Annotated in this window: 13 protein-coding genes; 7 read left to right on the top strand and 6 right to left on the bottom strand. The window is 72.0% G+C overall.

The features are described from left to right. Positions 1–227 precede the first annotated feature (227 nt). Entirely contained in the window at positions 228–974 is a 747-nt protein-coding gene (locus tag FOF48_RS15495; protein WP_143902361.1) for a glucosamine-6-phosphate deaminase, read from the top strand. A 63-nt stretch (positions 975–1037) separates the two neighbouring features. Here FOF48_RS15495 and FOF48_RS15490 read toward each other — a convergent pair whose 3' ends face one another. Next, positions 1038–1919: a lytic transglycosylase domain-containing protein gene (locus tag FOF48_RS15490; protein WP_255442229.1), complete on the bottom strand. Its 882-nt coding sequence runs from the start codon at positions 1917–1919 to the stop codon at positions 1038–1040. A 202-nt stretch (positions 1920–2121) separates the two neighbouring features. On the opposite strand from FOF48_RS15490, the gene FOF48_RS15485 reads away from it, so the two are divergent. Continuing rightward, positions 2122–2586, top strand: coding sequence for a hypothetical protein (locus tag FOF48_RS15485; protein WP_143902360.1), 465 nt, complete (start codon positions 2122–2124; stop codon positions 2584–2586). A 23-nt stretch (positions 2587–2609) separates the two neighbouring features. On the opposite strand, the gene FOF48_RS15480 is transcribed toward FOF48_RS15485, so the two are convergent. Together FOF48_RS15480 and FOF48_RS15475 are read right to left on the bottom strand one after the other, a co-directional pair. After that, positions 2610–3161 carry a hypothetical protein gene (locus tag FOF48_RS15480; protein ID WP_143902358.1) on the bottom strand — a complete coding sequence of 184 codons (552 nt, stop codon included), beginning with the start codon at positions 3159–3161 and terminating at the stop codon, positions 2610–2612. Positions 3162–3179: 18 nt separating this feature from the next. Further along, positions 3180–3779: a hypothetical protein gene (locus FOF48_RS15475; protein ID WP_255442228.1), complete on the bottom strand. Its 600-nt coding sequence runs from the start codon at positions 3777–3779 to the stop codon at positions 3180–3182. Between the two features lie 326 nt (positions 3780–4105). On the opposite strand from FOF48_RS15475, the gene FOF48_RS15470 reads away from it, so the two are divergent. The 5 genes from FOF48_RS15470 (at position 4106) to FOF48_RS15450 (ending at position 9407) form a co-directional block, all read left to right on the top strand. Further along, positions 4106–4783 (top strand): carboxypeptidase-like regulatory domain-containing protein, encoded by a 678-nt coding sequence (locus FOF48_RS15470; protein ID WP_143902355.1) that lies wholly within the window; start codon positions 4106–4108, stop codon positions 4781–4783. A gap of 2 nt (positions 4784–4785) precedes the next feature. Next, a complete protein-coding gene (locus FOF48_RS15465; protein ID WP_143902353.1) occupies positions 4786–5571 on the top strand; it encodes a hypothetical protein in 786 nt (261 codons plus the stop codon). Between the two features lie 72 nt (positions 5572–5643). Next, positions 5644–6945 carry a hypothetical protein gene (locus FOF48_RS15460; RefSeq protein ID WP_143902351.1) on the top strand — a complete coding sequence of 434 codons (1302 nt, stop codon included), beginning with the start codon at positions 5644–5646 and terminating at the stop codon, positions 6943–6945. Positions 6946–7067: 122 nt separating this feature from the next. Then, a complete protein-coding gene (locus tag FOF48_RS15455; RefSeq protein ID WP_143902349.1) occupies positions 7068–7943 on the top strand; it encodes an alpha/beta fold hydrolase in 876 nt (291 codons plus the stop codon). A gap of 60 nt (positions 7944–8003) precedes the next feature. Beyond that, a complete protein-coding gene (locus FOF48_RS15450) occupies positions 8004–9407 on the top strand; it encodes an FAD-binding oxidoreductase (RefSeq protein ID WP_143902347.1) in 1404 nt (467 codons plus the stop codon). 21 nt (positions 9408–9428) lie between these two features. On the opposite strand, the gene dapB is transcribed toward FOF48_RS15450, so the two are convergent. The 3 genes from dapB to FOF48_RS15435 are packed head-to-tail and all read right to left on the bottom strand — an operon-like array spanning position 9429 to position 13185. Continuing rightward, on the bottom strand, positions 9429–10232 hold the full coding sequence (gene dapB / locus FOF48_RS15445) for a 4-hydroxy-tetrahydrodipicolinate reductase (protein WP_143902345.1): 804 nt from the start codon (positions 10230–10232) through the stop codon (positions 9429–9431). A gap of 35 nt (positions 10233–10267) precedes the next feature. Beyond that, complete coding sequence (gene serA / locus FOF48_RS15440) at positions 10268–11521, bottom strand: phosphoglycerate dehydrogenase (protein ID WP_143902343.1); 1254 nt, start codon at positions 11519–11521, stop codon at positions 10268–10270. A gap of 11 nt (positions 11522–11532) precedes the next feature. Next, entirely contained in the window at positions 11533–13185 is a 1653-nt protein-coding gene (locus FOF48_RS15435) for a HAMP domain-containing sensor histidine kinase (RefSeq protein ID WP_143902341.1), read from the bottom strand. Positions 13186–13232: the final 47 nt, after the last annotated feature.

Genomic DNA, 13232 nt, shown 5'->3' with positions numbered 1-13232 from the left:
GTTGGGTTCTAGCGCGACCCGGCCTCCACGCGTGAGGACGGATTGCACGGGATGCCCGTGGGAAACCCTTCCCGGCTCCCCGGCGTGCGGGGGACCGTGCTTGTCAATTCGCCACGGGGCTCGCGTGTCATTCGCGAAGACGGAGGGGCTTGCCGCGCGGCGGCACGCACGCTGGGGCTGGGGGGCGCGCGACCGGGGCAGGGAGGGCGGCGTATGCTGGCCGGCTCATGAACCTACGGCTGTTCGAAACGGAGCAGGAGGCGGCCACCACCTGCGCGGCGCGTATCGCCGAGGCCGTGAGGCACACGCCGGAGCTGGTGCTGGGGCTGGTCACGGGGCGCTCACCCCTCAACGTCTACCGGAGCCTCGTGGAGCTGGCGGCCCGGGGGGCGCTGGACCTGTCGCGGGCGACCACGTTCAACGTGGACGAGTTCCTGGGCCTGCCGCCGGAGGACGCGGGCAGCTTCCGCGCGTACATGGACCGGCACCTGTTCCGGCATGTGAATCTGTCAACGGAGCGGATCCACTTCCTCGACGGGTGCGCGCCGGACGCGGAGGGTGAGTGCGCGCGCTATGACGCGGCGCTCGCGGCGGCGGGCGGGTTGGACTTGCTGCTGCTGGGGGTGGGGCCCAATGGCCACATCGCGTTCAACGAACCCGGCGAGGTGCTGACGGCGATGAGCCACCGCGCGCGCCTGTCGCGGGAGACGCGGCTGTCGCACGTGCTGGCGTTCGGGGATGATCCGTCTCGCGTGCCCATGGCGGCGCTGACGCTGGGCATGGCGGCGGTGCTCCAGGCGCGCAAGGTGGTGGTGCTGGCGTTCGGGGTGAACAAGGCGGCGGCGGTGACGGCGATGGTGCACGGGCCGCTGACGCCCCGGTGCCCGGCGTCCTTCCTCCAGCTCCACCGCGACGTGGAGGTGTGGATGGACACGGGCGCGGCGGGCGGCCTCCAGGCTTCCCGGAAGGGCTGAGGCTGGCCCGTCCCCCGCGAAGGAGGCGTGCCATGGGGCCGGAGCGGACCCTTCGGGCCCGCGCTACTTCGTCGCGGACGCGATCCTCGCGGGGGGCTTGTCGCCGGTGGCCGGACGGGGCGCTGGCTTCTTCACGGGTGCCGTCACCTTCGGCGCGGCGGGCGGCTTCACGTCCGCGCCGGGCGGCCGGGCCTTCTTCGCGGCGGCCTGCGTGACGGCGGCGCGCTCCACTGCCTTGACCGGAGCCTCGACGGTGGGACGCTTCACGGGCGCTGGCGGTCTGGCTTGCGTGACGGCGGCGCGCTCCACTGCCTTGACCGGAGCCTCGACGGCGGGACGCTTCACCACCACTGGCGCTGGTGGCCTTGTGCGCGCGTAGGCCGCGAGCACCTTGGCGACGTAGAACTCCGTCTCCCCGTTGTGCGGCACGCGCCCGTTCACCGCGCCGGGCCCCGCGTTGTACGCGGCCACCGCCAGGGGCACGTTCCGGAACCTGCGCAGCTGCTCCGCCAGGTAGCGGCCGCTCGCGTCCACGGAAGGCGCGGGGTCGAAGGGGTCCTCCACCCGCATCAGCGCCGCCGTGTCCGGCATCAGCTGTCCGGGGCCCATCGCCCCCGCGGGCGAGATGCGGTGCACCCGCGTCTCGGATTCCACCTGGATGAGCGCCTTCAGGAGCCCTGGCGGAATCCCGTGGCGGCGCTCCGCCTCCGCGATGAGCGGCTCCAGCGGCGGGTGCTCGTCCAGCACGCACGCCGGCCGGTGCGCCACGTACGCCCCCAGGGCGCGGGCCTTCGTCTGGAGGAAGGAGAAGGACAGGGGCGACACCTGCGTTCCACCCAGCCAGGCCACGCCCAGGTTGAGCAGCACCACCGGCACCAGCGCGCACGGCACCAGCCACGCCCATCCCGGAATGTCGATGCCGCCCATGGCCCGCTTGCGTCCCACCGTCCCCACTTAAGGGCCCCTCGCGCCCCCGTCCAACTTCCAGCCTGTTCCTTGGGACACCTCCCCCGTGGGCCGGCCCCTGTCACCGGCCGCACCCGGACGCTTCGCGCTGTGCACTGGCACCCGCTTCCCGGTTGCCCCTGGGAGGGCCCGTGGCCACCCCCTTGCCGGTGTCACGCGGGCGGAGGCGGGAGGGGGCGTGATGATTGGCATCCCGTTGGGGTGGGCATATTCGAACTTCGCGGAGTGGGCCCTGCGCCGGTACCTGACGCCGGGCCGTCGCCACGCGTCCGCCCCGCCGCACGCGGCCTTCGCGGCGTCCCCGTGCGCGGATGCGTACCTGCGCTCGCTCTGGACGCGCGCCGCGGAGCTCAAGGAGCGGGCGGCGCTGACGGTGCTCGCGCTCGCGCACGCGCCCCTGTTCCCCCTGGCGCCGTTCTTCGTGGGCACCGTGTGGGCCTGCGCGTTCAACTACCACCGCGTGCACCGCCGCGCGCACCTGGACCCGGCGTGGGCTCGGGCGCAGGTGCCCTGGCTGTGCGACCACCACCTGGGGCGCGTGGCGGACGCGAACTGGTGCGTGACGCATCCGTTCTTCGACCACGTGCTGGGCACGCGCCACGAACACCTGGGCATCCAGCCCGCCGCGCCCGCCCCGGTGTCCTGACGCCGGGGCGGGACGGGGAGGTCTCAGAACAGCAGGTGGAAGTAGTTGGCGCTCGCCTTGGCGCCAATGCAGACGTCGATGTCCGCGCTCCACGACTGCGTGGGCAGGGAGCCGCTGGCCTCGAAGAGGAACTCCAGCTCCTGCTGCTTCGCCAGGTCCAGCACGTCCACGGCGCCGCTGCCGGTGAGCTCGAGCGTGTTCGTGGGACCGCTGGTGCCGGTGCGCCGGAACTCGCCCAGGAGCACGTAGTCCGTGGAGCCCGGCTTGCGCACGGAGACCTTCGCGCGCTCGATGCCGCTGATGTCGGTGGTGGCCGTGGCGTCGAAGAGCTTCAGCCGCAGCTCCGTGCGCACGTCGGCGTCGTCGGGCAGCGCGCTGGAGAAGTCGCCCAGCGGAATCTGGATGGACTGCTGGACGCTGGCGCTGCCCGGGAGGGCGGCCGGGAAGGACAGGTCCTTCTCCGTCTTGCAGATGCGCTCGGCCTCCACCTCGATGTTGAAGAGGGAGTCACAGCCCGTGCCGAAGAGGGACACGGCGCTGGCGAGCAGGAGGGTGCGGAAGGATGGCGTTCGCATGGTTGAAGGTCTCCTGGCTCAGAAGAAGTAGAGGATGAAGCCCAGCTTCACGGACGGGATGGTGGCGCGCAGGTGCATGGGCCCCGACGTCACGGTGTCGTCATTGGCCGCGTCCTGGAGGAGCGGCGTGGGGTCCGGCACGGTGAGCGCCACGTAGCTGAGGCCCACGTTCAGGAAGAAGTTGAAGCGGCTCTTCGTGCCCACCTCCAGGCCCACGCTGCCCGTGACGTAGTTGTAGGTGACGTCGCGGATGGCCTGCGCCGTGGCGCTGGGGTCGCGGCCCAGCCAGTCCAGCACCTCGCTGTACTCCGAACCGAAGTAGTGCCCGACCTCCGCGTTGAAGGACGGCGCGATGAAGGTGTCCATCGGGAGGATGCTCACCCCGCCGCGCACGCCGATGCTGAGCGTGTTGGTGGTGGGGCCCGCCTGGAGCCGCAGCCACGAGGCGGGCCGCACCACCGCGGACACGCCGATGCCGTGAGGGGCCCCCGCGTCCACCAGCAGGCCCACCTTGTAAGGCGTGTCCTCCTGCGCCAGCGCGGGGCTGGCCAGCCCCAGCACCGCCAGGCAGCCCAGCCCGAGGCTGGAGGAAGGAAGCGAGCTGCGTCGTCGTTTCAAAGAAGGGGAGTCCATCGTCATGATGAAAGTTCCACGGTGAATGCCGGCCCTGAGGTGCATCTTTCGCGGAAGGTGCCCTGGAAGAGAAGCTGATCGCGTGAATCCCGTACGGGGTTTCCGGGGTGCCAGGGTGCGCGGCGGTGGGAGTGCCCGATTCCCGACAGGTGGGATGCCGTCGCTGGGGCCGCGAGTCGGCGCAATGCCTGTCCAATCACTGACGTCCCGTTCGCTCCGCCGGGTGATGACAAGACATCCCTGGCGATGCGAGCGTATGATGAAAGCAAGAGGCGGCGAGGTCGGCGGGGCCGGAACCGGGGGGCCAAGGGATGATCGACGAAGTCGATCTACGCATGAAGGCGTGGGTGGGCCGTATTGCCACGGAGACCCCCGTGTATCTGGGCGTGCCCGATCGCGAGTCCCTGGACCGGGGTGTCTGCCTTTACCTGCTGGAGCTGGGGCCCGCGCCCCCGACCCGGGCCGGGAAGCGGGGGGTCCTGGGCTTCACGGTCTGCTACCTGGTGACGGTGGGGGCGGAGACGCCGGAGCGCGCGCACCGGCTGCTGGGCGATCTGGTCTTCGCCGCCATGAGTGACAAGGAATTGGAGGTGGACCTGAGTCCGGTGCCGGCCGCGCTCTGGGCGGGGCTCCGCTCCGTGCCGCGTCCCTCCTTCCGCCTGCGCGTGCAGGTGCGCAAGGAGCAACCCCTGGCGGGCGTGAGGTGTCTGTCGTTGGTGGATGCTCCGGAGGGGACCGCGCCGCTGCTGGGGCAGGTGGTGGGGCCGGGGAACGAGCCCATCGGGGGGGCGTGGGTGGCCTTGCCTGCCCTGCGATTGAGTACGCGCACGGATGCGCAGGGGCACTTCCGCTTCGCCAGCCTGCCCCCGGTGGAGTCATTGGGCAGCCTGGAGGTGCGGGCGGAGGGAGAGGTGCTGTCGGTGGCGTCGGAGGTGCTGGCCACGGAGCCGGCCCCGCTGGTCATCCGGATGCCGGTGAAGGAGGGGTGAGGATGTCTGGCGCCACGTCAGCCGAGGCCGAGGGAGCGCTGCCTCGCGCGCGGCGCCACGTGGCCTGGGTGCTGGCCCTGGCGCGGTGGTTGAAGGTCTGGGCGGAGCGGGTGCTGGCGGAGCATGCGGCGGCGCTCGCCATGGCGGCGGGGTTGGGTGGGGCGCGGGTGCGCTCACTGCCCCTGCGCGAGCCGGAGGTGACGCTGCTGCCGGTGCCTGCGTGGCCGCCAGGACTGACGCCCTCCGACATGGCGACGCGAGGGGCTTCCGTGGAGCGGGGGTTCTCCTGGCCTCCGCCGGCGTCCGTGAACCCCGAGGCGTCCACGCCCCGGCTCAACACGCTGCGGTGTCTGAGTGGCGTGGAGACGTTCGCCCTGGTGAGGCCGGAAGCAGGGAGCGGGGACGCGCCGCCGAGGGTGACGCCCCCCATCCCCTTCGGCTTCGATCCGGAGGATCTGCTGCCCGCGGAGCCCATGACGGTGGTGCGCTCGCCGTCGCCCGCGATGTTGCTCCGGGCCGCCGCCATCTCCTGTGAAGAGGCCGCGTCGGAGGCACCGGTCCTGGAGGAAGGCACGTCCTTCGCGCCACGCCCCGCGCAGGACGGGCCCGCGCTTCCCAGGGATCCGGCCCGGGAGCTGCTTGCGCTGCTGAAGGAATCGGAGGGAACGCCGCACCGGCCCTCCGTGCCGTGGCCCGAGGCCGTCCCGCCATCGCCCTCCGAAGCCTCGGAGGCCCTGGCGGTGCTGCTCCAGTGCGAGCGATTGGAGCTGGAGCCGGCGGGAGAGTAGCGGCGGTGGGAGCGCGGGCTCACCGCGCGGGTGCGAACGTCGCGTTCGCGCGGGACTATGCTCGCCGGCGTGATGTCCGAACGCCCCCGTTCCAGCACGGTCCTGCCGCGCGCCGCCGGGTCCGACGCCGAGCGCCAACTGGAAGGGCGCGCGGAGGTCCTCGAGGCGGCGCGGCGTTCGCATTCCGAGCTGGAGCAGGTGCTGTCCCACTGGCGGTGGCGGCGGCGGTTGCTGCGGCGGCCGGAGCTGGTGCCGGAGCTCCTGGCCCAGGAGGAGGCGCTGACGGAGGCGTTGGAGCGCGTGCGCCGTCGCGCGGCGTTGGAGTCCTGGGCCGAGGACACCCCGGTGTTGCGGGAGGCGCGGAAGCTGTTGGCGCGGCGTGAGCGGCTGACCCGGCTCGCGCGGCGCAGGTTGGGGGCGTGGGGGAGGGCCCACCCGGAGGTGTCGCTCGAGGAGGCGCTGACGCGGCTGGAGGACCAGGTGCGGCGGCCCGAGTCCTGGGCGCTGAAGCCGGGCGAGGTGCTGGTCTTCGAGGACGACACCTGGCGACGTCCAGGCCCGGGCCTCGCGACCGTGCCGACGACGTGGGAGCTGCCCCCGCGCCTGGTCATGGGGCTGGGGATCCTCTCCGCGCTCTGCTTCCTGCTCCTGCTCCTCGTGCCGGCTCGGGCCGAGCCGGCGGTGGCGGCGTTCTTCGTGCTGACCGCCCTGGCGCCCATGTCGACGCGGCTCCTGCGCTCGGGCCGGCTGCGGCTCACCAGTGAGCGGCTGCTGTGGGACCCGCTGTTCGGGGCGTTGCAGGGGGTGCGCCTGGGCTCCATCCCCGACGGCGGCGTCCGGCTGGAGTCGTCCGAGGAGCTGTTCGTGGAGGGCGACCGCGTGCTTCGCGCGCGCTCGGTGAAGGGGGCCACGGCGGTCGCCGTGCTGGTGGAGTTGCACCGTCAGCCGCCCCTGCGCGGAGCGGCCCGGTCGGGCGTGCGCTTGGAGCGCATGGCGCTCTTTCCCGCGAAGCTGGGGCGGCGTCGGGGCTTCTGCGTGCTGGGTCCCCAGGGGCTCTCCTTCATTCCAGAAGGGAAGGGCCCGCAGGCCCTGCGGGCCCTCACCGGGGAGCCGACGTCCCTGCGGAAGTTCGACTCCGACCTGGTGCTGGATGCCCTGCGCTGGCTGCCGGAGGCGGAGTTCGACGACTGCGTGATGCGCGTGGTGGAGGCCACCGGAGGCGCGGCCTGGACCCGCGTGGATTCGCGCCACCTGCCGGGGGCGTCGGCGCGGGGGCGGATCCGCATCGAGCACGCGGGCATGACGCTGACCGGCCGGGTGCCGTGGGACCGGCAGGAGACCGTCGAACGGCTCCTGCGGGACTGGCCCCGTTAGCGGTCGGCGGACCCCACTCCACTTCCGGACCCGGGGCTCGTCGAGCCGGGCAATGTCAGCCCCGCGCCGGGATGCATACCGTCGCGAGCGGTGGGCCTTCCTCGACAGCAAAGGACAGACACATGAACCCTGAAAACAAGCCGGGCGCCTCGCACGTGGGAAGAATCTCGGGCAGCTTCCTCACCACTCGGGATGGCACCCAGCTCTACTTCAAGGACTGGGGCCCCCGGAATGGCCAGCCCATTGTCTTCTCACACGGCTGGCCGCTCTCGTCCGACGCTTTCGAGGACCAGATGATGTTCCTGTCGGAACAGGGCTACCGCACCATCGCCCACGACCGCCGAGGGCACGGGCGCTCGTCACAGCCCTGGGGCGGGCACGACATGGACACCTATGCGGACGACCTCGCGGAGCTGACGGCCGCGCTGGACCTGCGCAAGGCCATCCACGTCGGCCACTCGACCGGCGGCGGCGAGGTGGCGCGCTACATCGGGCGCCACGGCACCTCGCGCGTGGCCAGGGCGGTGCTCATCAGCGCCGTGCCGCCCATCATGATCAAGACGGACTGGCACCCCAATGGACTGCCTTTGGAGGTCTTCGACGGCATCCGCGCGGGCGTGCGCAAGGACCGCTCCAGCTTCTTCAAGGAGCTGAGCCTGGCGTTCTACGGCTTCAACCGCCCCGGCGCGAAGGTGTCCGAGGGGCTCCGCGAGAGCTTCGTCCTCCAAGGCCTGATGGCGGGCCTCAAGGCCGAATACGACTGCGTCAAGGCCTTCTCGGAGACCGACTTCCGCGCGGACCTGGCCCGGTTCGACGTGCCCACGCTGGTGATGCATGGCGATGATGATCAGATCGTCCCCATCGACGGGGGCGGACGGCTGACGGCCACGCTCGTCAAGGGCTCGAAGCTCCAGGTCTACCCGGGCTTCAGCCACGGCATGTGCTCGGTCAACAAGGACGTCATCAACAAGGACCTGCTGGCCTTCATCAAGGGCTAGCGGCTCGCCGGCGCACCGCCGGGCTTGTCATGGCGGAGGGGGTGCAATACGTCTGGACCCATGTCCACCGTCGCGCTGCCCGCTGCCTTCCTCGGCGCCATCGCCGAAGCCTTTCCCGCGGACTTCCTCACCCGGGAGCCCGCGGAGCTCCAGGAGTACGGCCGCGACTGGACGCGCGTGTACGCCCCCGCGCCGGGGGCGGTGGTCTTCCCCCGCACCACGGAGGAGGTGGCCCGCTTCGTCGCGCTCTGCCACCAGCACCGCGTCGCGGTGGTGCCCTCCGGCGGGCGCACCGGACTGGCGGGCGGGGCGGTGGCCATGCACGGCGAGGTGGTGCTGTCCCTCAAGCGGATGACCCGCATGGCGCCGGTGGACCTGCTCGGCAACACGGTGCGCGTGCAGGCGGGCGCCGTCACGGAGGCGGTGCACCAGCACTGCGCGCCGCACGGGCTCACGTGGCCGGTGGACTTCGCCTCCAAGGGCAGCAGCACCGTGGGCGGCAACATCGCCACCAACGCGGGCGGCGTGAAGGTCATCCGCTACGGCCTCACCCGGCAGTGGGTGCTGGGGCTCCAGGTGGTGACGGCGGAGGGGCAGGTGCTGGAGCTCAACGGCGCGCTGGAGAAGAACAACACCGGCGTGGACCTGCGCCAGCTCTTCATCGGCAGCGAGGGCACGCTGGGCATCATCACGGAGGCCACCCTCAAGCTGACGCGCCTGCCGGGCAAGCAGGACGTCTTCCTCTTCGCCGTGCCGGACGTGGCCGCCGTGCTGCGGCTGTTCCGCGACGCGCGCCAGGCCCCGCTCGCGCTGTCCGCCTACGAGTTCTTCACCGACAGGTGTCTGGCCCGCGTGCAGCGCCACCGCAAGCTGCGCTCGCCCTTCGAGGCGCCCAGCGGCTGCTACGTGCTCCTGGAGTCCGAGGGCGGGGAGCCGGCGGCGGTGGAGGCGTGGCTGTCCTCCCTCTTCGAGCGCGGGCTCGTCACCGACGGCACCCAGGCGCAGGGCGCGGGGCAGGCCGCGGAGCTGTGGTCGCTGCGCGAGTCCATCAGCGAGAGCCTCTCCGCCACGGGGGTGCTGCACAAGAACGACATCTCCCTGCCGGTGGCGAACCTGGAGGCGTTCTGCGCGGAGCTGGACGCCGTGTTCGCCAGCCGCTACCCGGGCTGGGAGATCTGCCTCTTCGGCCACATTGGCGACGGCAACCTGCACGTGAACGTGATGAAGCCGGACGCGGTGGAGAAGGCGGACTTCTTCGCCCACGCGAAGCAGGCGGACCACGCGATGTTCGACCTCGTGCGCAAGCACGGCGGCAGCATCTCCGCGGAGCACGGCATCGGCCTGCTCAAGAAGGACTACCTGGGCTACACGCGCGCGCCCGGTGAGCTGGAGTTGCTGCGCACCCTCAAGCGCGCCCTGGACCCGGCAGGCATCCTCAACCCGGGGAAGATATTGGACGCCTGAGCGCCCCCCGCGCGCCTCGGGTCACAGGTCGAGGACCGCATCCAGGCCGCGGTGCACGCCGACGAGCGTGGACACCTTGCGGATCGCCAGCAGCGCGCCGTCCACGTAGGGCTTCGCGCTGCTGCCCGAGTTCTGGCGCAGGCTCAGCGTCTGGTCCGGCAGGCCGAAGAGCACCTCCGCGCCAATCACGAAGCCCGGCAGCCGCACGGAGTGCACCTGCGTCCCCGCCAGGGTGGTGCCCCGCGCCTCCCGCGCGCCCAGCGTGTCCTCCAGGGGCACGGCCAGCTCGGGTTGGCGCACCCGGCCCAGCCGCCCCGCCAGCTCGCGCGCGGTGCCGCTGGGGGCGTCCGGCTTGCCCGCGTAGGCGTAGTCGATGATCTCCCAGGTGGGGATGTACTTCGCCGCCAGCTCCGCGAACTTCTGGAGCAGCACCACCGTGAGCGCGAAGTTGCCGCACGCCAGCACGCCCCGCTGGCGCTCTTTCGCGACCGCGTCGACCTGCGCGTAGTCCTCGTCGCTCAGCCCCGACGCGCCCACCACGACGTGCGCCCCGTGCTCCAGCGCGGCGAGGATGTTCGCCTTGGCGCTGTCGGCCCGGGTGTATTCCACGAACACGTCGCAGGCGTGCGCGCTCAGGGCCTCCTTCGCGCTGGCGAACACCGGCGTCACGATGCGGCTGTCGCCCAGCGCGCCGCCCAGCGGCTTGCCGGCGTGACCGCGCGAGACGGCGCTGGTCAGCGACAGGTCCTCGACCGCCGCGATGCCCCGGGCCAGCTCGGAGCCAGCCCATCCCGTGGCCCCGGCGAGGCAGACCTTCAGCGTCATCTCCGGCTCCTTCCCCGGGGAGACCCCCGGCGGCTTCACGACACGATGCGCGTCTTGATGTCCGTCTCCAACCCCGCGATGGCCTCGCACACCTGCCGGGACACGTCCTGGTCCAGGTCCATCACCAGGTAGCCCACGTTGGCGTCGGTGCTCAGCACCTGCGCGTGGATGTTGGCGTTGAGGTCGGACACGATGCGGTTGATGTCACGCAGCACGCCCGGCGTGTTGCGGTGCACGTTGATGATGCGGTGGGTGCCCGGGTTGATGGGCGCCTCCACGTTGGGGAAGTTCACCGCGCCCGTCGTCGCGCCGCCCTTCACGAACTTGAGCAGCGACGTGGACACCTCCTTGCCGATGGACGCCTGCGCCTCCTCCGTGGAGCCGCCGATGTGCGGCGTGAGCACCACGTTGGGCAGCCCCTGCAGCTGCGTCACGAAGCCGTCCGAGTTGCCCTCCGGCTCCTCCGGGTACACGTCCACCGCCGCGCCCCCCAGGTGCTTGGAGCGCAGCGCCTCCGCCAGCGCCGGGATGTCCACCACCGTGCCCCGGCTGGCGTTGATGAGGCACGCGCCCGGCTTCATCGCGGCGAACTGCTCCGCGCCCATCATCAGGTGCGTGGAGGTCAGCGCCGGCACGTGCAGCGTCACGAAGTCCGACTCCGCCAGCAGCTCGTTCAGCGTCGCCACCGACCGCGAGTTGCCCAGGGGCAGCTTCGTCATCACGTCGAAGTAGAGCACGCGCATGCCCAGCGCCTCGGCCAGCACGCCCAGCTGCGAGCCGATGTGCCCATACCCGATGATGCCCAGCGTCTTGCCGCGCACCTCGTGGCTGCCGGTGGCCACCTTGCGCCACTGCCCCGCGTGCACCTCGCGGCTGCGGTCGAAGAGCTGGCGCGTCAGCACCACCACCTCCGCCAGCACCATCTCCGCCACGCTGCGCGTGTTGCTGAACGGCGCGTTGAACACCGGCACGCCGTGCACGCTGGAGGCCAGCAGGTCCACCTGGTTGGTGCCAATGCAGAACGCGCCAATCGCCAGCAGGTCGTCCGCGTGCCGCAGCGACTCCTCCGGCACCGTCGTCTTGCTGCGGATGCCCAGCAGGTGCACGCCCCGCAGCCGCTCCGCCAGGTCCTCCGGCTTGAGCGCCGAGGACAGCCGCTCCACCTGGAACCCCTCCGCCGTCAGCATCTCGTGGGCCGAGGCATGGATGTTCTCCAGCAGCAGGACACGCAGCGGGCCCTCGGTGCTGACCGGACGGCGGGGCGACGGCGGGAAGCGAGGTGTGCTCATGGCGCCTTGCGTTAGACGTGCCTCTCGGGGCTGTCAAGCCTCGGGTGGGCGGAGGGCGTATCCGGCAGGGTGAAGGTGAACGTCGTACCGCGTCCTTCGTCGCTGTCCACCCAGATGCGGCCCCCGTGGGCGGTGACGATACCGCTGGCGATGTAGAGGCCCAGGCCGCTGCCCTGGTGGGCGGTGTCGTGTGCCTGCCAGTGGCGTTGGAAGAGGTGGGCCTGGTCGGCCCGGGAGATGCCGGGGCCGGTGTCCCGCACGCTCACGCGCGCCATGCCCGCGTCGTGCGCGGCGGACACCGTCACGCGGCCTCCGGGCGGGGTGAACTTGAGGGCGTTGCCCAGCAGGTTGGCCAGCACCTGGAGGATGCGGGGCCGGTCGCAGCAGGCGCTCAGCCCCTCGGAGACCTGGAGCTCCAGGCGGATGCCCTTGCCCTGGGCCTGGGGCTCCACCAGGGCCAGCGCCTCCACGGCGAGCCCGTCCAGGAGCTCCCGCTTGAGGTCCATCACCAGGGACTGGCCCGCGTCCAGCCGCGCCGCGTCCAGCAGCCGGCTGATGAGGTCCTGCATGTGGCCCGCGGCCCGGTTGATGGCCGCCACCTGCCGTTGGAGCGCCGCGCCTTCGGGCGGAGCCGGGAGCCGCCGCGCCAGCATGGAGGCCCCCAGCCGCACGGTGGAGAGCGGATTCTTGAGGTCGTGCGACACGACGGCCAGGACGTCCTCGCGCGCGCGGGAGGCCTGCTCCGCCTGCCGGTAGAGCCGCGCGTTCTCCTCGGCGAGCCGGCGCTGGGCGCGTGCGTCCTCCCGCGCCCGCGCCTCCGCGCGCTGCTGTTCGGAGTCCAGGGCGTTGAGCCGGGTGGCCGCGCGCCAGACCACCCAGGCCAGCACGGCCGTCTGGGTCACCCCCAGCAGCGACCACGCCAGGCGGGGCTGGGCGTGCGTGTGGCTCAAGAGCTGGCTCATCCCCACCGTGCCCAGCAGCGGCACCAGCAGCGCGGGCAGCAGCCTCCGGGCCATCAGGCCCCCGGCGCCCGGCCGCAGCAGGTCCGCCACGAAGCCGCGCTCCGGGCGCAGCAGCAGGGCCCCCACCGACAGCATCAACAGGCCAATGGTGGTGTGCAGCGCGACGCCGGTGTCCTGGCCCGCGAACCAGTAGAAGCGGGGCTCCTGGAACGAGTAGGCCACCAGCAGGGTGAACGACGCCAGCAGGGCGCCCAGGGCCAGCGCTGGGGACAGCCACCGGCCCAGCCCCGGCGCGTCCCGGAACAGCAGCGCCAGGCCCAGCAGCAGCAACACCGACGCGGACTGGGGCGAGACGCGCCCTCCCAGCCCCTGGAACACGGCGTCGTCCGGGAGCCAGAGGTAGGTGCTCAGCAGGAAGCCGCTCGACAGCACGACCGCCAAGGCCAGCAGCCTCCCGAACCGGCGCCTCGCTTCCTGGCGCCTGCCCAGCGCCAGCTCCGAGCCCGCGGCGAGCATCAGGCCCAGGGCCGACAGCGGCACCATGGCGGGCAGGTCGTCCCAGAGCTGTGTCAGGGGCACGCTCTCCAGCGCCCAGCCGCAGAGCCCCAGGAACCCCAGGACGAGCGTCAGGCCCGCGGAGATCGCCGCCAGCGTGCGTGCCCGGCGCCAGAGTACCTGCTGTCGCGCGTCCGCTCCTTGCACGCGGTGCCTCGGAAAAAAGGGCTCGGGGTGGTTGAGCCTTCAAGGTA

The sequence above is a fragment of the Corallococcus sp. Z5C101001 genome, assembly GCF_007352635.1.
Lineage (GTDB): Bacteria > Myxococcota > Myxococcia > Myxococcales > Myxococcaceae > Corallococcus > Corallococcus silvisoli.
The sequence above is the reverse complement of the archived record's forward strand: the minus strand, read 5'-3'. Positions and strand labels throughout refer to the sequence as shown.